Source organism: Spirillospora sp. NPDC046719 (assembly GCF_040645715.1).
Lineage (GTDB): Bacteria > Actinomycetota > Actinomycetes > Streptosporangiales > Streptosporangiaceae > Spirillospora.
This window is the reverse complement of the sequence record NZ_JBEYYT010000051.1, coordinates 18,986-36,766: the sequence shown is the minus strand read 5'-3', so window position 1 is coordinate 36,766 and position 17,781 is coordinate 18,986. Positions and strand designations below refer to the sequence as shown.

The following is a 17,781-nucleotide window of genomic DNA, read 5'->3' as shown; positions in this document are numbered from 1 at the left end:
CCGGGGACAGCGCCGCCAGCAGCAGGCCCCCGGCGGCCTGCCCGGTGATCTGCGCCCCGGCGGACGTCATCGTGAACAGCGACCGGCCCAGCACGAAGCCGTCGCCGGGCAGCAGCGCGGGCAGCCGGCCCTGCACGGCCGCGCCGCCGACCGGCGCCACCAGCCCGAGCACGGTGATCAGCGCGATCGTCCCCGGCAGCGGGACGGCGCCGCACGCCAGGACGGCCGTGACCGCGAGGCGCAGCAGGTGGAACCCGGTGAGCAGCCGCCGCATCGGGACGCGGTCGGCGAGCGAGAGCAGGAGCGCGCCGCCCACCGCGTAGGGGAGCATGCCCGCGCAGAACACCAGTGCCGCGGCGAGCGCGGACCCGGTCCGCTCGAACGTCTGCACCGACAGCGCGATCATCCGGACGGAGTCGCCGGTCACCTGCAGCGTCTGCAGCCCGAACAGCGTGCGGAACTCGGGGACGCCGAAGACGTCGCGGTAGCGCGCGGACGCCGCCGGCGCGGCGGGGCCGGGGGGAGCGGTGGATGCCGTCATGGCGACCAGACTCGGGCGGCGGGACCGGCCTGGATAATGTTTCGGGGAGGAGCGAAACATGTACCGGATCGAGGTGGGGCCCGGCGACCTCGCGGCGAGCCGGTTCGGCATCGCGCCGCTCCACGAGACGATCACCGCGCTCGGCCTCGCGGCGGGGCGCGTGCCGGCCGGCCCGGTGGGCCCGTGGGTGGAGCGGGCGCGCCCCCGCTACGCGTCGATCGCCGCCGACCCGGCCGTCCGGGCGCTGGCGTTCCTGCGGCGCCGCCACGGGTACATGGCGGACTTCGTCCAGCCGCCGCCGGGCCGCCCGAACCTCACGGTCGCCGAGCAGCTCGCCGTCGCCCGCGCCACGCCCGACTCCCAGGCCCGCGAGGAGATCGCCCGCAACCTCGACGGCCTTCCCACGCCGCCGGACGACGTCCGGGCGGTCCTGCACGCGCCCGACGTCGTGCGGCGCCTCAGCGACGCGCTGGAGGCCGCGTGGGCGGCGCTCGTCGAACCCGACTGGCCGGTGCTGCGCGCGATCCTGGAACAGGACATCGTGCACCGCGCGGGACGGCTCGCCGCCTACGGCTGGGCGGAGGCCCTCGACGGCCTGTCCCGGCAGGTCCGGTGGCGCGGCGGCATGATCGAGGTGGACATCCCCGACGAGGGCGCCTACCGGCTGGACGGCGCCGGGCTGATGTTCGTCCCGACCGTGTTCTCCGAACTCGGCGTCGCGCTGGAGCGGAACTGGCCGTACACGCTGATGTACCGGGCCAGGGGAGTGGCGGCCCTGTGGGAGGGGCGGGAGGGGCGGGTGCCGCGGGACGACGACGCGCTCGCCCGGCTGCTCGGCCGCACCCGCGCCGACCTGCTGCGCGCGCTCGCCGAGCCCGCCACCACGACCTGGCTCAGCGCCCGGCTCCGGGTGAGCCTCGGCGGGGCCGGCGACCACCTCGCGGTGCTGCGCGCGTCCGGCCTCGTCACCCGCGAGCGCAGCGGCCGCTCCGTCCTGTACCGGCGGACGGCCATGGGGGACATGCTGGTCGGCGCCTCCTGAGGCCGCCCCGGCGGACGGGACGGCCAGAGCGGGACGGCCTCAGAGGGACGGCCTCAGAGGGACGGCCTCAGAGGGACGTCAGACGCCGTACTCGGGGATGATCGTCGCGCGGGCGAGGGTGTGGGCGGTGATGTTGAAGCCCGCCACGGCCGGAGAGACGTCCGAGTCGATCCCGAGCGACTCCACGTCCAGCGCGTGCACCGTGAACACGTACCGGTGCGGGTCGCCGGGCGGCGGCGCGGCGCCGCCGAACTCCTTGTTCCCGTAGTCGTTGCGGGCGTGGATCCCGATCTTGGAGTCGGCGGTGCCCGCGCCCGTCGGCAGCTCGGTGACGTCCGCAGGGATGTCGAACAGCGTCCAGTGCCAGAACCCGCTGCCCGTCGGGGCGTCCGGGTCGTAGCAGGTCACGGCGAAGCTCTTGGTCTCCGGCGGGAACCCGGACCAGCGCAGGTGCGGGGACTGGTTGCCGCCGCTGAACCCCCAGTCGTCGAACACGTGCTTGTCGTCGAGCCGCTCGCCGTGGGCGACGTCATCGCTGGTCACGGTGAACGACGGGACCTCGGGAAGGTGCTCGTGCGGAAGCGGTGGCCGGCCGGCCATGGCGACCTCCTCGTCAAAGGATCAGTTGTCACTCCATCTCTATCAGGCGGGTCAGGTCTTGACCCCGCCCATAGAGAACCCGGTGACGAACCGGTCCGGGGACGGCCCGGCCGCGCGGGTCACAGCCGCCCAGGCTGTGACCCGGATCACTTCCCGGCGGCCTCGCTGTAGGCTGCGATGACCTCTTCCGGATCGCCGTCCATCCGCATCCGGCCCTCGTCGATCCAGATGACGCGGTCGCACATCTCCTTGACCGTGTCCAGCTGGTGCGCGACGAGGAAGACCGCGCCGGCCTCCTTGCGCAGCTCCTCGATCCGCTTCTTGCTCTTGCGCTTGAACTTGGCGTCGCCGGTGGCGAGCGCCTCGTCGATCAGCAGCACGTCGTGGGTCTTCGCCGCGGCGATCGCGAACCGGAGCCGCGCCCCCATGCCGGACGAGTACGTCCGCATCGGGTACTGGATGAACCCCTCCTTGAGCCCCGCGAAGTCGACGATCTTCTGGTACTGGGCCTTCGTCTCCGTCGGGGTCATGCCCATCGCCAGGCAGCCGAGGACGATGTTGCGCTCGCCGGTGAGGTCCTTCATCAGCGCCGCGTTCACGCCGAGCAGGGACGGCTGGCCGTCGGTGTACACCGCGCCGCTGTGCGGCGGCAGCAGGCCCGCGATGGCCTTCAGCAGCGTCGACTTGCCGGAGCCGTTGGTCCCGATGATCCCGACCGCCTCGCCGCGGTACGCGACGAACGACAGCCCCTTGATCGCGTGGACCTCCTTCATCGAAGGACGGTTCTTGCGGCGCAGCACCCGGGAGAACGCGCTGGCGGCGTTGCCCTTCCCGCCCGCGCCGTACACGCGGTAGATGATGTGCAGGTCGTCGACGACGACGATCGGCTCGCGCGTGGGGTCGACGTCGATGGCCGTCCCGCCGCGCACCTTGGTGTCAGCCACGGCCGTAACGCTCCTCGGCACTGAAGAAGAACAGGAACCCGCCGATCAGCGCGACGGCCGACCAGATCCCCGCGTAGAGCCACAGCTGGCCGGTGGTCTCCGTCAGCTTGGTGTTCACGAAGTGGCGGTACTCGCCGAGCAGCTGGTGCCGGCTCAGCTCCACGTACACGTAGGCCGGGTTGGCCTTGAGGATGTCCCCGATCCACGGGTGGGTCTTCAGCGCGTGGCTGCGGTGCAGCAGGTCCGGCAGGCTGAAGATCACGCCGGACAGGTACAGCCAGGTCCGCATGATGAACGGCAGGAGCTGGCTGACGTCCCGGTTGAACGCGCCGAGCCGGGCCATCACCATGCTGATCCCGACGTTGAACATCAGCTGGAGCAGCAGGACCGGGACGAACATCACCATCTGCACGCTGATCGGCTCGCCGAACGCGAAAACGATGCCGAGCAGCACGATCAGGGAGAGCAGCAGCTGCTGGAACTCCACGGTCGCGATGGCGAGCGGCAGCGTCGCGCGCGGGAAGTGCAGCGCCCTGATCAGCGACAGGTTGTCCCCGACGGACTTGGAGCCCGACGTGATCGAGCGCTGTGTAAACCCGAACATGAACACGCCCGTCACAAGGAAGGGAATGAAGTCCGGTACGCCGCGCTTGGTGTTGAGGAGGACGCCGAAGATCAGGTAGTAGACCGAGACGTTCAGGATCGGGGTCAGCAGCTGCCAGACCTGACCCAGCCTCGAGTCCGTGTACATCGAGATGTTCTTGGCCGAGGCGAACGCCCAGATGAAGTTGCGCCTGGCCCAGACGCTCTGGATGTACTTGCGCAGCGGGGGGCGCGCCGCGCTCTGCCTCAATCCGTACCGTGCGGCGTAGGCGGCCAGCGTCTCGTTCACGTGAGGAGACTCCGCGATCGTGCCGACCGACTCGCCACCCGATGAACCGAGCCGTTGCGGGTGACTCATGCCGGGAAGCCTATTGCAGTCGATGATGTGTCGGTGACGTTCACCCGCATGTGACCCCCGAACTGAGATCATTACGGAATCTTGTCGTCGCCCCTGGGGATACCCCGGGCATGCGGTCCAACCATTCTCGATCACTCCCCGTGCTGCGCTCGCCCGGACGCCCCCCGTCCGCCCGTACCGCCCGCGCCCCCTACCGGGCGCTGCTCGGCCGGCTGGGACGCGCCGACCGGTGGGCGTTCGACCGGGTCGCCGCGGCCCGGCTGCCCGGTCTGGAGTACGTCCTGCCCCGGCTGTCGAGGACGGCCGACCACGGCGTGCTGTGGTTCACCACGGCGGCGGCGCTCGGGCTCACCCGGCGGCCCCGGCTGCGGCGCGCCGCGCTGCGCGGCTCGATCGCGATCGGGGTGGCGAGCCCGATGGTCAACATCCTGGGCAAGCAGGCGTTCCGCCGGGCGCGCCCGGTCGTGGACCTGGTGCCGCCGATCCGGATCCGGTGGAAGCTGCCGACCTCGCACGCCTTCCCGTCCGGGCACTCGGCGTCCGCCGCCGCGTTCGCGGCCGGGGTGGCGCTGGAGGCCCCGGCCGCGGTGGCGGCGCCGGTCGCGGCGACCGCCGCCGCCGTCGCGTTCGCCCGCGTCTACACGGGCGCGCACTACCCCGGCGACGTGCTCGCCGGCCTCGGCATCGGCGCGCTGGCCGGGCTCGGCACGCGGCTGGTGTGGCCGGCGCGCCCTCCGGTGGCCCGCGTGACCCGGGCCGAGGGCGAGGACGTCCAGGTCACCGATGACGGGCGCGGCGTCGTCGCGGTCGTCAACCCCGGCTCGGGCGGCGGCGGCGAGGCCACCCGCGGGATCCTGCCGGGCAGCGCGGAGATGGCGTCCGGCCTGCTGGAGCGCGAGCTCCCGGCGGCGGAGATCGTCATGCTGGAGCCCGGCCAGGACCTCGAGAAGGCGTGCGCGGAGGCCGCCGCGCGGGCCGACGTGCTCGCGGTCGTCGGCGGCGATGGCACCGTCAACGCGGCCGCGCGCGCCGCGCTTGACCACGACGTCCCGCTGCTGGTCGTGCCGGGCGGGACGCTCGACCACTTCGCCCGCGCGCTCGGCGTCGAGTCGCCCGCGCAAGCGATCGCCGCGTACCGGGCGGGGCGGATCGGCCGCGTGGACGTCGCCTACGCCGCGCCCGCCGGGACCGGCTCCCGCCGGGGCGGTGAGCGGCTGTTCCTGAACACGGCGAGCTTCGGCGCCTACACCGAGCTGGTCGACCGGCGCGAGCGGCTGGAGAAGCGGCTCGGCAAGTGGCCCGCGCTGGCGATCGCCGCCGTCCGGACGCTGCGGCACTCCGAGCCCGTCGAGGCCGTCGTGGACGGGCACCGGCGGCACGTCTGGCTGGCGTTCGTCGGGAACGGCGTGTTCGGCTCGCACGGCGCCGCGCCCACGTGGCGGGAGCGGCTCGACGACGGGCGCCTCGACGTCCGGATGGTCTCCTCCGGGCGGCGGATGCCCCGCGTCCGGGCGGTCGCCGCGGTCCTCGCCGGGCACCTGCACGTGGTGCCCGGTTTCCGGGGGTGGCACGCCGGCGGGCTGGAGGTGCTCACGGAGTGTGACGAACTCCGGCTGGCTCGGGACGGCGAGGTGTCGCCGATGCCCCCGGGGATCCGGTTCGGCAAGCACGCGAAGGCGCTCGCGGTCTTCCGGCCGGAAGCCTGACGGGTGCCGGGAGTTCGGCGAAGGTTCAGGCGGCTGTAACCGCGGCCGGGCGCCGCGCGACCGGCTCCGGCGGCCGGCCGCGAGAAGCGGGTCGGGCCGCCGGGAGCCGGTCCTCAGGCGAACGCGAGCGGGAGGCCGCGGAGCCCGACGACCACCGGCGAGCCGTTGTAGACCGGTGAACCGGTGGCCGTGACGGTTCCGTACCGGGACCGGAGCTCTTCGAGGACGAGCCGCATCTCCATCCGGGCGAGCGCCGCGCCGAGGCAGAAGTGCGGGCCGTACCCGAACGCCAGTCCCGGCACGTCGGGGCGCCTAGTGACGTCGAAACGGTCGGCATCAGGCCCGAACGCCTCCGGATCGCGGTTCGCCGACCCGTACAGGAGCATGATGTGGTCGCCGGCCTCCAGCTTCCTGCCCGCCAGGACGGCCGGGCGTGTCGCGGTCCGGAGGAAGTAGACGACCGGGGACGTCCAGCGCAGGATCTCCTCGATGGCCGTCGGCATCGCCTCCGGCCGCTTCATCGCCTCCCACTGGTCCGGGTTCTCCGCGAACGCCAGCAGCCCGCCCGAGATCGCGTGCCGGGTGGTCTCGTTCCCGGCGACGAGCAGCTGGATCAGGAACATCACCATCTCGATGTCGGTGAGCCGGTCGCCGTCCACCTCGGCCTGGGCGAGCTGCGAGATCACGTCGTCGCGCGGCGCGGCCCGCCGCTCGTTGGAGACCTCGACCAGGTAGACGCCGGCCTCCATCCGCAGCGCGGCCCGCTCCTCGTCCGACAGCTCCGGCGCCGCCCCCGGGATGATCGACTCCGACCAGCGGAAGAACCGCGGCCAGTCGTCCTCCGGGATGCCGAGCAGCAGGCAGATCACCTGGAGCGGCAGCGGGACGGCCAGCTCCGCGACCACGTCGAACGGGCGGCCCGCCTCCACCGGCTCCAGCAGCGCCCGGATCCGCTCCCGGACCGCGCCCTCCAGCCGCCGCATCGCCGAGGGCCGGAACGCGGGCGCGACCAGCCCCCGGTACCGGCCGTGCTCGGGCGGGTCGGTGTGCATGATCGTCGGCGGTGTGTCGAACAGGACGCCGATCTCGTCGATCAGGATGCCGTCGCCCGACCGGTACGCCGCCGGGTCGCTCGCCACCGCGTGCACCGCCGCGTGCGACCCCGCCACCCACAGCGGCAGCGACGGATGCCGGACGAGCCCGCCCTCCGCCCGTACGGCCTCGTACAGCCCGTACGGATGCCCGTGCGCGTAGAACCCGTCCGGAAAGCCGTCCGGGATCACGACAGGATGCCCTGCGGTCTCGCTATCCCGGCGTCGTCGCACATGGCGTAGTAGGCGTTGAGCGTCGACTCGCCGTCCGTGACGCCGGTGATGTTGCCCTCGGCGTCGTACTCGATGAAGGCGCCTTCGAGGATGAACAGGATGTCGCTGTCCTCCTCGATGGTGAGCGTGTGGACGGAGCCGGGCGGCTCGTAGATGAACGTCCCGGCGTTGTAGTCGATGCCGTACTCCTTGTAGCGCCACCGTCCGGAGAACGTGTAGGCGTGGACGCCGCCGGTGTGCTTGTGGGTGGGCAGCTGGAAGCCCGCCTCGAAGCGGTTGCGCACCACCCAGGTGTCGGGGGAGACCCTCAGGACCTGGAGGCCGACCGGGCCGATCGTGACCCAGGGGATGTCGTCGGAGTGGACGTGGCCGACCAGGGGACCGCTCGTCTCAGTCATAAAGCAAACGCTAGGTAGGTGACCCCGGACGCGCAAGACCCGCGGTTCATGGTCGTCCGACCGGGTAGGAGACGGACGCCCGCGAACCGCTGGAGGAGGTACCGCACATGGCGATGGGAGTCAGCCCCGCCGATCTCACCGACGACGACCTGCTCCGTGAGCTGGGGCATCTCTACGAGACCCGGATGGACGCGCTCCGGCACGCCGCCGACCAGGCCTACGGCGAGCACACCCAGCGGATGGCCCAGCTGGAGGCCGAGTACCTGCGAAGGCGCCCGGGCCGCGAGATCGACCCGCAACGCCTGCGTGAGGGCGCCCGCGCCCGCTGACGGGGCACCCCCATCACAGACGCCGTCGCCCGGCCGGTTCCGCGCCACCGGCCGGGCGGTCGGCATGCCCGGCGCACCGCGCCTGAGCTCCGGCGCACCGCGCCTGAGCTCCCGCGCACCGCGCCTGAGCTCCCGCGCACCGCGCCCGAGCTCCCGCGCACCGCGCAGCTTCGACTTCGGGGCTCGTGTTCGTGTTGTTCCGGCAAAGGCGGGGGTGTCGGCCAGGAGAGGGGAGGAGGGTGCGGTGCCAGGATCCTGACGGGCGAGATCGCCCGGGATCCTCGGGGGGTGTGATCGTTGGTACGGACCCGGCGGAGGCGTTACGGACGGGCGTCGGGGAGCGAGCCGGGCCTCGGGGAGTGCGTGCGGCGCTGGTGGCCGTTCGCGGTCGGCGCGCTGGCCGCCACGGGGCTGCTGCTCGGCGTGTACCTGTGGGCTCCGCGCAAGTCGGGCGCGTCGGTCGCCGAGGGGGCGGCTCCCGGTGATTCCGCGCGGCCCGACGCGGCCTCGCGGTCAGGGATGCCGATGGCGTCCTACACGACGCGGTTCCAGCCGGGGCAGCCGCGCGTCCGCAACATCGAGCTGGCCGCGCGGTTGCTCGACGGGAGGGTGGTGCGCCCGGGCGCGACGTTCTCCTTCAACCGGGTCGTGGGGCCGCGGACGCGGGGCCGCGGGTACGTCCCGGCGCCCGCGATCATGGGGTCGCGGCTGGTGAAGGACGTGGGCGGCGGCATCTGCCAGGTGTCCACGACGCTGTTCAACGCGGTGTTCCGGGCGGGCCTGGACATCCGGAAGGCGCGCGCGCACACCATGTGGATGCCGGAGTACCCGGAGGGGCGCGAGGCGGCGGTGGCCTATCCGAACCTCGACTTCACCTGGCGGAACGACACGGGCGCGCCGGTGCGCATCCAGGTCGGCTACACGGGGGACTCGCTGACGGTGAGCCTGTGGGGGCACCGCCGGTACGAGGTCCGGTCGAAGACGTCGAAGCGGTACGGGTTCTCGCCGTACGAGACGGGCGTGGGGCGCGGGCACCGGTGCGTCCCGATGGCCGGCCGGAAGGGCTTCAGCATCGACGTGTGGCGGACGCTGCTCTCCGCCGGCCGCGAGGTCCGCCGGGAGAAGTTCCACACCGAGTACCGTCCGCAACCCGAGGTGACCTGCCTGTAGCCCCTCGGCGGGGCCGCGCGGGCCCGCATGGCAGTGTGAGGGCATGACCGTTCGAGAGGGAACCTACGAGCTGGGCCCCGGTGACGGGCGGCTGCTGCTCCGGACGAGCCGCAGCGGCCTCGGCCGGCGCGCCGGCCACGACCTGACCATCGAGGCGACCAACTGGACGGCGGAGGCGACGGTCCGCGAGCCGCTGTCGGAGTCGTCCGGGAAGGTGGTCGTCGTGGTGGACGGCCTGGAGGTCCGGGAGGGCACCGGCGGCGTGAAGCCGCTGTCGGAGAAGGACCGGCTGGACATCGGCGACAACCTTCGCAAGGTGCTGGAGGCCCGCCACCACCCGGAGATCACCTTCACCGCGACCGCGGTCCGCACCGAGGCCGGGGAGGTCGAGGGCGACCTGACCATCATGGGCCGGACGAAGCCCGTCAGGGTCCGCGCCGAGCTCGACGGTGACCGGCTGCGCGGCGGCGCGACGGTGCAGCAGACCCGCTGGGGGATCAAGCCGTTCTCGGCGTTCTTCGGCGCGCTCCGCCTCGCCGACGAGGTCGAGGTCGAGTTCGACCTCCGGCTCCCGGTCAACAACTGATCAACTCCGCCCGCCCGCCGGTCATCGCGGAGATCGGCCACCATTAGTATCCGAAGCCGACTTTCCAGGCAGCGGATCTCTGTGGGGGACACCAATGGCGGCGGTAACCAGGCGCGACTTCGGCAAGGCCGCCGGACTGGCCGGCCTCGGCGCGGCGGTGCCGGCGCTGCTGACGGGCTGCTCGTCCGACGATTCGCCGCGCACGGCGCAGGCCGCCGCCGCGCAGGCCGCCGCGACGCGGTCGTGGCGGGTGACCGGGACGGCGCTCGCCGGCCTCGGGAGCTTCGACGCGACGATGAAGAGCTTCATGCAGGCCCGCAACATCTCCTCCGGGCAGCTCGCGGTCGTCCGCAAGGGCAAGCTGGTGCTGTCGCGCGGATACACGTGGAGTTCCAGCACCGGCTTCACCACGCAGCCGACGTCGCCGTTCCGCGTCGCGAGCCTGAGCAAGCCGGTGACCGCGACGGCGGTGCTGCGGCTCGTCCAGGACGGGAAGCTGAAGCTCACCGACCGCGCCGCGACGCTGCTCGGGCTGTCGACCGCCGCCGACCCGCGGCTGAAGGACGTCACCGTCCTGCGGCTGCTGCAGCACCTCGGCGGCTGGGACCGCGACATCTCGCCCGACCCGATGTTCCAGGACGCGGCGATCGCCAAGGCGCTCGGCATCGCGCTGCCGGTGAAGCAGGCGAACATCATGAAGTACGTGTCGGCGCACAAGCTCGACCACGCGCCGGGCACGAAGTACGCCTACTCCAACTACGGCTTCATGCTGCTCGGCCGCATCATCGAGAAGGTCACCGGGCTGAGCTACGCATCGTACGTGCAGAAGGCCGTCCTGACGCCGCGCGGCATCAAGCGGATGAAGCTGGGCCACACGCTCACCCAGGCGAGCGGCGAGCCCCACTACTACTCCGGCTACACGGGCCCGACCGTGTTCGACAACAGCGGCAAGAAGGTGTCCACCCCCTACGGCGCCTTCAACCTGGAGAACATGGACGCGCACGGCGGCTGGCTCGCCACCGCGATGGACCTGACCCGGTTCGCCGGCATCTACGACGGCGGCACGAGCGTGCTGACCGCCGCGTCGATCAAGCGGGCGTTCACCAAGCCGGAGACCGGGATCAACAGCAGCGGCTGGTACTACGGCTGCGGCTGGATGGTCCGGCCCGTCACCGGCGGCACCGGCATGAACACCTGGCACGACGGCAGCCTCGCCGGGACGAGCACGCTGCTCGTCCGCCGCAACGACGGCCTCGCCTGGGCGGCGCTGTTCGACCAGCGGCAGGAGGGCAGCGCGCCGAGCTACGGCGACATCGACCCGGCGCTGCACAAGGCCGCGAACGCGGTGAAGACCTGGCCGACCGGCGACCTCACCTCGAAGTACTTCTGACGCGGGCGGCGCGGGCGAACTGGTCGTCGAGGGTGCGCGGGAACGGCAGCACCCGGTGCCGGTCCCGCCAGGGCGCGTACTGCCGGACGGCGTTGAACCCGGCGGCGGTGACGATCCGCTCGACGCCGGGCCCGAGCGGGCCCGCGGGGTAGGCGTCCAGGTGGACGACCCCGGCGGGCAGGCCGTCCGGGCGGTGCGGCGAGACGAGCGTCAGCGGAGGGTCCGCGCCCTCCATGGCCGCCATGTCCCGCGCGTAGGCGAGGAGTTCGAGCGTCTCGTCGTCGGGGCCGCTGTGGACGACCAGCCAGCCGCGGACGTCGAGCGTCCCGGCCGGCGGGTCCGTCAACGCGAGCGGCGCGATCTCGGCGGACACCGCGCGGAGGTGGGCCTCGTGGGCCGGGTCGAGGGGTTCGAGGACGAACGTCCGGTCGAAGCGGGGCGGGTCGGCGGGCAGGAGCGGCAGGTAGGCGTCCCAGCGCAGCAGCCGCGCCAGGTGCGTGACCCGGATCCCGGCCGGCGGCCGGGCCAGCTCGCCCTTGAGGCCGGCCGGGAAGGCGTCGACGACCAGCTCGTCCGGCGCGAGCGCGGCCAGGCGGGTGGACGCGGGACGCACCGTCCAGCCGGACGAGACGCGCGGGTCGGCGGCGAACGGCGAGTCCGACAGGACCACGACCTCGTCGTCCACCGCCAGCGTGTGCAGGTAGGCGCGGAGCCGGGTGAGGTGCCCGAGCCCGCCGCCGGCCGCGTAGCAGGCGATCAACGCACCTCGCCGAGGACCGCGAGGTACCCGGCGGTCTCGGCGGCGGGGGTGAAGTCGCGGGCGATCCGCTCGGCGCCCGCCGCGCCCAGCGCCGCCAGCTCCTCGTCGCTCGCGCGGGCCGCCCGGTCGATCGCCTCGCGGCAGGCGTGCGGGTCGCCCGCGGGGAACACGAAGCCGATCGCGTCGTCCGCCACGTCCGCGAGGCCGCCCGCGTCCGAGCAGATCAGCGGCACCCCGAGCGCCGCCGCCTCCAGCGCCACGTTCGGCATCCCGTCGTAGAACGACGGCAGCGCCGCGAGGTCGCAGCTCGCGTACACGGCGGGCAGGTCGTAGCGTTCGAGGAACGGCAGGAACGAGTGCGGCACGGTGTCCTTGCGCTCGGCGAGCCACGCCGTCACGGTCTCCTCGACCTCGCCGACGAGCACCAGGTGGAACCGGCCGGCATGGCCGGAGGCGACGAGCGCGTCCAGGAAGAACCCGACGCCCTTCTTGTTCTTCAGCTGCCCGATGACGCCGATGGTGCGGCGCCCCGGCTCGACGTTCTCGGCCCGCCAGGCGCGCCCCCGCTCCCGCTCCGACGGCAGGACGCGCCACTGCGCGGTGTCGACGCTGTTCGCCACGAACGTCACGGCCGCGTCCGGGGCCAGCGCCGTCACCAGCGGCATGTGGTCGCGCGCCACCACGCAGACCCGTGCGGAGGCGCGCAGCGCGTCCGCCAGGACGCCGCGCCGCCGCATCGAGAACACGCCGACGTCGATGTCGTTGCCGCGCAGCAGCGTGATCAGCGGCGCGTCCACCAGCCGGGCGAGGACGGGCGCGGCGAGCATCGAGTACGTGCCGCCGAACGCGACGACGTGCGTGTACGCGGCGGTGAGCCGCTCGGCGGTCAGCGTCGTCCACAGCCGCCGCAGCGCGTGCTCGGGGTCGTCGCCGAGCGGGGCGGCCAGCAGCCGGCCGCCGTGCTCGCGCGTCACCGCCCAGGGCCGCTCGCGCCGCGTCAGGTGCGCGACGTCCACCTCGACGCCGGCGCCGCGCAGCCCCCGGACGATCCGGTCGCACGAGTTGGCCATCCCGCCCTGGCTCGGCGGATAGTGCTCTGTCACCCAGAGGACACGGGTCATCAGCTGTCCACGAACCCGCCGTCGCCGTCGTCCGGCCCGAAGTCGCCCGCCCCGTACGAGTAGTCGTCGCCGGGGTTGAACGCGCCGCGGTCATAGGAGTCGAACGACGAGTACCACTGGTTGTCGTAGTACGTCTGCGAACTGCTCTCGTAGTAGCGGCGCCGGTAACCGCTCGCGTAGGACGGGTCGTACGGGTCGGGCTCGCCGCCCGCCTGCGCGGCGCAGGCCGGGCAGTACCCGCCCTGCACGGCGTGCTCGGCGCAGACCGCGCGCCCGCATCCCGGGCACGCGGCCACGGCCGGGCGCCCGCAGCGTCCGAGCAGGAAGAACCCGGTGGTCACGGTGCAGGGCGTCACCGCGCGCTCCTTCCGGCCGCGCCGGCCGCGCCGGCGGGCGTCCAGCGGAACGGCTCCGTCGACACGTGCAGGATCCGCTCGCGCAGCTCGTCGTCCTTCAGCGGCCCGAGCAGCTTGGCGTTCGCGCGGATCATGAACCGGTTGCCGTCCTTGACCCGCACCTGGATCCACCTCGGCGGCGGCGTGCCGGGCGGCCGCGGGGCGGCGCCCTTGCCCAGCCGGCGCGTCACGCTGACCATCTGCACCGTCTTCGTCTTGTGCTTGTACTTGACCTTGCCGCGCGGGTTCCGCTTCTTGTACTTGCGGTGCCGGACCCGGTCGGTCACCGCCAGCTCCACGACGCTGCCGTCTCGCAGCTCGGCGCGCATCCGCAGCCACGGGTCGACGACGAACCACTCCTTCATCGACAGGATCGGCCGGGACACCTGCACCGGCCGCTCGGGGCCGCACTTCTCCGGGACGTCCGCGCCCCGCATGTCCAGCGCCACCGACAGCAGGCCCTCGGGCGGCATGTCCGCCGCGAGGACGCGCAGCATCGGCACCAGCACCCGGGACGTCCGGGGGGTGACCCGCCACTTGCGCCGCTTCACCGCCGCCTCATGGCCGGCGAGGCTCCGGATCACCGGCTCCCACTGGTCGCGCGGCAGCGACACCGAGAACCCCTTCTCCAGCACCAGCGTCCGGTGCAGCGGGTGGAACCCCTCGATGGCCGCGCGTTGCTTGCGCCAGAACATGACGACACCCCACCTATCGGTCTGACGGCGCGATCGTACGGTAGACCTCGGCCAGCCGGGCGCGGGACCGCGTCCAGGTCAGGCCGCCGGCGACGTGCGCGCGCGCCCGCGCGCCCATCGCGGCGGCCTCGCCGGGGTACTCCAGCAGGATCCGGACGGCCCGCGCCAGCTCCGCCGGACGGTCCGCCGGGACGAGCCGCCCGTGCTCCCCGTCCGCCATGAGCTCCCGGACCGCCGGCAGGTCCGAGGCGACGACCGGGACGCCCGCCGCCATCGACTCGATCACCTTCAGCGGCGCGCAGCCCTGGTCGAGGTTGCGGGCGCAGCCGGTGAGCGGCGCCACCGACACCTCGGCGTGCGCCAGCCACGCGGCGACCTCGGGGTGCGGCAGCGCGAAGCACCAGTCCAGGCGGTCGGCGACGCCGAGCCGCTCCGCCAGCCGGCGCACCGGCTTCGCGCGCCGCTCCGGGACGGACGAGCAGATCACCAGCCGCAGGTCCGTGAGGTCGCCCAGCCGCGCGAACGCGCGGAGCAGCACGTCGATGCCCTGCCACGGCTGGAGCGCCCCGACGTAGACGACGTACCGGCCGGGCGCACCGGCGGGACGCGCCGTCTCGCCGGGGAGGTCGGCGCCGTTCGGCACGAGGTGGACCTTCTCCTCCGCCGCCCCGAGCCTCCGGACGGCCTCGCCGATCACCCGCGACGGCACCACGACCGCGTCGCAGCGGTCCAGGCAGAACCGCTCCAGCTCGCGGATCTTGCCGAGCGTCGCGGGCGAGGCCCAGGGCCAGGTGTGGCCCATCTCGATGGACGGCAGCCCGTTCACCTCGAAGACGACCCGGTAGCGCCGGCCGTCGGCGGTCAGCGCGGGCAGCGCGCTCCACGGATCCCGGACGTGGACGACCTCCAGCGACCCCGCGTGCTCCTTCAGCAGTGCCGCCGCCCACGCCGAGTACGCCTCCGCGCGGTCGATCAGGTTCGGGATCTGCTCCTCGAACCTGACGATCTCCCGCACGCCCTCCCGCTGGTAGCCGGGCAGCCCGCCGCCGCCGAGCACGCCCAGCAGCCCGCCGCCGAACCGCTCGAACAGCTCGTCGGCCATCTGCGCGATGTGCACCGCCGACCCCTTGCCCGACGGGAAGCGGTCGAACGCGAGATACGCCGCCCGGTGCCTCATCCGACCGCCACCTCCTGCCCGCGCAGCGACCGGTGCCAGGCGATCTGGTCCGCCAGGCCGTCCGCGAGCGAGGTGGTGGCCGACCAGCCGAGCAGCCGCCCGGCCAGCCCGCAGTCCGCCCAGGTCAGCGCCGCGTCACCGGCCACCGGCGCCTCCCGCCGGATCTCGGGCCGCACGCCGAGCACCCCGGTCAGCAGCGCGATCGCCGCCCGCACCGCCACCGGCTCGGGATGGCCGATGTTGAGGGCGACGCCCGCCGGCAGGTCCTCGGCGGCCGCCGCCAGCGTCGCCGCGACCACGTCCCGCACGTGCGTGAACGACCGCGACGTCCGCCCGTCCCCGAAGACCGGCAGCGGACGCCCGTCCAGCGCCGCCTCCACGAACCGGTGGAACGCCATGTCGGGCCGCTGCCGGGGGCCGTAGACCGAGAAGTACCGGAGCACCACGGTGCGCAGGCCGTTCTCCGCGGCGAGGCCCGCGAGCCGCTCGACCTCCACCTTGCTGGCCGCATAGGGGCTCGCCGGGTCGAGCGGGTCGTCCTCCCGGTTCGGCCGGTGCCCCGCCGACCCGTACACCGACGAGCTCGACGCGACCACCACCCGCGGGCGCAGCCGCGCCGGGCGCCGCGCGCACGCCTCCAGCAGCCGCGCCGTCGCCAGCACGTTGTCGCGCTCCGCCGCCGCGCGCCCGCCGCCCCACGAGCTGCGCACGCCCGGCCGCCCCGCGAGATGGACCACGACGTCGGCGGCGGCGACCGCGTCGAGGTCGTCCACCGCCAGGTCCCGCTCCAGCGCCGTGACGCCCGGCAGCGCCGCCACCCCGGCCCAGGCGCGCCGCGCCGGCTCCGGCGTCGGCGACCGCCCGGGCGCGTCGACGGCGAGGACCTCGTGCCCCGCGCCCGACAGGGCGCCGGCCACATGCCCCCCGATGAATCCCGCCGCTCCCGTCACCACCACCCGCACGCGGGCACCCTATCCATCTCACCGCGTTCTTGGACAGATCCACAGGAGTGCACTGACCAGCGAGGATCGAACAGGGTGTAGGCGGAACGGCCCTGCCGGACATCTCCGAGCGACACCGACCCGAGAGAAGGGAGCCGGCGTGCCGGATCCAGACGGGGGATTCACCCGGTTGTGGGACGCGCACTACGACGACGTGCTCAGGTACGCGGCGCGTCGGATCGACCACGAGACGGCCCGGGACATCGCCGCGGAGACGTTCCTGGTCGCCTGGCGGCGGCGCGGCGACATCCCGCCCGACCGCCCGTTCCCGTGGCTGCTGAACGTCGCCCGCAACGTCCTGGCCAACGAGATGCGGAGCCGTCGCCGGCGCCTCCGGCTGTGGGACCGGCTGCGCGGCGACGGCCCGCGCGCCCCCGCCGCCGACATGGCGACCGGTGTGGCCGAAGGCGGCCGCATAGCGGCCGCGCTCGGCCGCCTGTCCGCCCGCGATCGAGAGATCCTCCGGCTCGTCGGCTGGGAGGGCCTCGACGCGCGGGACGCGGCGACCGCCGTGGGCTGCTCGGTCAAGACGTTCTCCGTGCGCCTGCACCGCGCCCGCCGCCGACTGACCGCCGCCCTCGCCGAAATCGACGCCGCAGACCGCCCGGCACCCGCCGCACCGCTGCAAAGGAGCACCCAGGCATGAACGACCTCCACGAAGTCCGCCGCGTCATGGCCCCGGCCGACCCCTGCCCGCCCGGCGCGTTCGACGGCGCCGCCCACGACCCGGCCGGACGCGCCGCCTACGAGCGGATCACGGCGTCCGCCGCCCGCCGCACCGGCCCGTCCCGCCGGACGGCGTTCCGCCTCGTCGCCGCCGGCGGTGTCGCCGGAGCGCTCATCGCCGGTGCCGTCGTCGCCACGAGCGACGGCAGGCCGCACCACCCGGCGCCCGCGGCGGCGACCGAGACGCAGCAGGTGCTGAACGTCGCCGCGACGTTCGCGCTGAAGCAGCCGTTCACCGCGCCGCGTCCCGGCCAGTGGGTCTACACCGAGACCCGCTACCGGCGCAGCGGCGTCCCCGGCCGCGGCCAGGCCATCGCGCCGGGCGCGCCGCTGAAGACGCAGGTCGACCGGACATGGATCCGGGCCGACGGCAAGCGCATGGCGATGTACGACCACGGCAGGCTCGTCACCTCCGCCACGGGCGGCGGGATGCCGCCGATCGACTACGCCTCCGTCGCCAAGCTGCCGGCGGACCCGGACGGCATGCTGGCCTGGGCCCTCAAATCCGGCGCGCCGGGCGGCCGGAACGAGGGCGCGTTCCAGCTGCTCGGGTCGCTGCTGCTGAACAACGGCGCGCTGCCGCCCGCGCAGACCGCCGCCGCCTACCGCGCGATGGCGAAGGTCCCCGGCGTCACCGTGGACCGCGCCGCCGAGGACGGGGCCGGGCACAAGGCGGTGTCGGTCTCGTTCGTCATCGAGGGCTGGGCGAAGGACGAGATCCTCCTGGACCCGTCCACCTACGCCTACCGGGGCCACCGCACCACCGTCGTCAAGGACCACACCATGCCGGACGGCGGGCGCTTCCTGAAGGGCGCCGTCGAGAGCTACTCCGTCCGCCTGGCCGCGGGCGTCGTGGACCGCCCCGGCCAGCGTCCCTGACCATCCGGAGGGGAAACGAGGGCCGTCCGGCCGCG

At 73.7% G+C, this 17,781-nt stretch carries 20 protein-coding genes; 8 read left to right on the top strand and 12 right to left on the bottom strand.

What is annotated here, in order from left to right:
* On the bottom strand, positions 1-541 hold a 541-nt coding region (locus ABZ914_RS12320; RefSeq protein ID WP_500193041.1), incomplete at its 3' end, for an MFS transporter.
* Between the two features lie 58 nt (positions 542-599).
* On the opposite strand from ABZ914_RS12320, the gene ABZ914_RS12315 reads away from it, so the two are divergent.
* A complete protein-coding gene (locus ABZ914_RS12315) occupies positions 600-1,583 on the top strand; it encodes an ArsR/SmtB family transcription factor (protein WP_500193040.1) in 984 nt (327 codons plus the stop codon).
* A 78-nt stretch (positions 1,584-1,661) separates the two neighbouring features.
* Here ABZ914_RS12315 and ABZ914_RS12310 read toward each other — a convergent pair whose 3' ends face one another.
* From ABZ914_RS12310 to ABZ914_RS12300, 3 genes are all read right to left on the bottom strand, one after another.
* Positions 1,662-2,183 carry a YbhB/YbcL family Raf kinase inhibitor-like protein gene (locus ABZ914_RS12310; protein WP_433245196.1) on the bottom strand — a complete coding sequence of 174 codons (522 nt, stop codon included), beginning with the start codon at positions 2,181-2,183 and terminating at the stop codon, positions 1,662-1,664.
* A 146-nt stretch (positions 2,184-2,329) separates the two neighbouring features.
* The gene (locus ABZ914_RS12305) at positions 2,330-3,127 is read right to left on the bottom strand and encodes an ABC transporter ATP-binding protein (RefSeq protein ID WP_500193039.1); all 798 of its coding nucleotides are present in this window, start codon (positions 3,125-3,127) and stop codon (positions 2,330-2,332) included.
* Positions 3,120-4,019, bottom strand: coding sequence for an ABC transporter permease (locus ABZ914_RS12300; protein WP_347256850.1), 900 nt, complete (start codon positions 4,017-4,019; stop codon positions 3,120-3,122). The genes ABZ914_RS12305 and ABZ914_RS12300 overlap by 8 nt, the downstream gene beginning before the upstream one ends.
* A 209-nt stretch (positions 4,020-4,228) precedes the next feature.
* Here ABZ914_RS12300 and ABZ914_RS12295 point away from each other — a divergent pair, with 209 nt between their 5' ends.
* Positions 4,229-5,794, top strand: coding sequence for a bifunctional phosphatase PAP2/diacylglycerol kinase family protein (locus ABZ914_RS12295; protein ID WP_500193038.1), 1,566 nt, complete (start codon positions 4,229-4,231; stop codon positions 5,792-5,794).
* A gap of 113 nt (positions 5,795-5,907) precedes the next feature.
* On the opposite strand, the gene ABZ914_RS12290 is transcribed toward ABZ914_RS12295, so the two are convergent.
* Positions 5,908-7,077, bottom strand: coding sequence for a cytochrome P450 (locus ABZ914_RS12290; RefSeq protein ID WP_500193037.1), 1,170 nt, complete (start codon positions 7,075-7,077; stop codon positions 5,908-5,910).
* Complete coding sequence (locus tag ABZ914_RS12285) at positions 7,074-7,517, bottom strand: 2,4'-dihydroxyacetophenone dioxygenase family protein (RefSeq protein WP_500193036.1); 444 nt, start codon at positions 7,515-7,517, stop codon at positions 7,074-7,076. The genes ABZ914_RS12290 and ABZ914_RS12285 overlap by 4 nt, the downstream gene beginning before the upstream one ends.
* Before the next feature lie 107 nt (positions 7,518-7,624).
* On the opposite strand from ABZ914_RS12285, the gene ABZ914_RS12280 reads away from it, so the two are divergent.
* From ABZ914_RS12280 to ABZ914_RS12265, 4 genes are all read left to right on the top strand, one after another.
* Positions 7,625-7,846 (top strand): DUF6158 family protein, encoded by a 222-nt coding sequence (locus ABZ914_RS12280; RefSeq protein ID WP_190860390.1) that lies wholly within the window; start codon positions 7,625-7,627, stop codon positions 7,844-7,846.
* A 363-nt stretch (positions 7,847-8,209) separates the two neighbouring features.
* On the top strand, positions 8,210-9,016 hold the full coding sequence (locus ABZ914_RS12275) for a VanW family protein (RefSeq protein ID WP_500193035.1): 807 nt from the start codon (positions 8,210-8,212) through the stop codon (positions 9,014-9,016).
* Positions 9,017-9,059: 43 nt separating this feature from the next.
* A complete protein-coding gene (locus ABZ914_RS12270; RefSeq protein ID WP_433245211.1) occupies positions 9,060-9,602 on the top strand; it encodes a YceI family protein in 543 nt (180 codons plus the stop codon).
* Positions 9,603-9,696: 94 nt separating this feature from the next.
* Entirely contained in the window at positions 9,697-10,992 is a 1,296-nt protein-coding gene (locus ABZ914_RS12265; protein ID WP_500193034.1) for a serine hydrolase domain-containing protein, read from the top strand.
* Here ABZ914_RS12265 and ABZ914_RS12260 read toward each other — a convergent pair.
* The 6 genes from ABZ914_RS12260 to ABZ914_RS12235 are packed head-to-tail and all read right to left on the bottom strand — an operon-like array spanning position 10,973 to position 16,102.
* Positions 10,973-11,752 carry a hypothetical protein gene (locus ABZ914_RS12260; RefSeq protein WP_500193033.1) on the bottom strand — a complete coding sequence of 260 codons (780 nt, stop codon included), beginning with the start codon at positions 11,750-11,752 and terminating at the stop codon, positions 10,973-10,975. The genes ABZ914_RS12265 and ABZ914_RS12260 overlap by 20 nt on opposite strands.
* Positions 11,749-12,873, bottom strand: a complete 1,125-nt coding sequence (locus ABZ914_RS12255) for a glycosyltransferase family 4 protein (protein WP_500193032.1) — start codon at positions 12,871-12,873, stop codon at positions 11,749-11,751. Before ABZ914_RS12255 ends, ABZ914_RS12260 begins: the two co-directional genes overlap by 4 nt.
* Positions 12,873-13,229: a hypothetical protein gene (locus tag ABZ914_RS12250; RefSeq protein WP_190860402.1), complete on the bottom strand. Its 357-nt coding sequence runs from the start codon at positions 13,227-13,229 to the stop codon at positions 12,873-12,875. Before ABZ914_RS12250 ends, ABZ914_RS12255 begins: the two co-directional genes overlap by 1 nt.
* Positions 13,226-13,963, bottom strand: coding sequence for a hypothetical protein (locus tag ABZ914_RS12245; protein ID WP_500193031.1), 738 nt, complete (start codon positions 13,961-13,963; stop codon positions 13,226-13,228). The genes ABZ914_RS12250 and ABZ914_RS12245 overlap by 4 nt, the downstream gene beginning before the upstream one ends.
* Positions 13,964-13,976: 13 nt before the next feature.
* Positions 13,977-15,140 carry a glycosyltransferase family 4 protein gene (locus ABZ914_RS12240; protein WP_500193030.1) on the bottom strand — a complete coding sequence of 388 codons (1,164 nt, stop codon included), beginning with the start codon at positions 15,138-15,140 and terminating at the stop codon, positions 13,977-13,979.
* Positions 15,137-16,102 (bottom strand): NAD-dependent epimerase/dehydratase family protein, encoded by a 966-nt coding sequence (locus tag ABZ914_RS12235; protein WP_500193029.1) that lies wholly within the window; start codon positions 16,100-16,102, stop codon positions 15,137-15,139. The genes ABZ914_RS12240 and ABZ914_RS12235 overlap by 4 nt, the downstream gene beginning before the upstream one ends.
* A 139-nt stretch (positions 16,103-16,241) precedes the next feature.
* Here ABZ914_RS12235 and ABZ914_RS12230 point away from each other — a divergent pair, with 139 nt between their 5' ends.
* Positions 16,242-16,787, top strand: coding sequence for an RNA polymerase sigma factor (locus ABZ914_RS12230; RefSeq protein WP_500193028.1), 546 nt, complete (start codon positions 16,242-16,244; stop codon positions 16,785-16,787).
* Positions 16,784-17,746, top strand: coding sequence for a CU044_5270 family protein (locus tag ABZ914_RS12225; protein WP_500193027.1), 963 nt, complete (start codon positions 16,784-16,786; stop codon positions 17,744-17,746). The genes ABZ914_RS12230 and ABZ914_RS12225 overlap by 4 nt, the downstream gene beginning before the upstream one ends.
* Positions 17,747-17,781 lie beyond the last annotated feature (35 nt).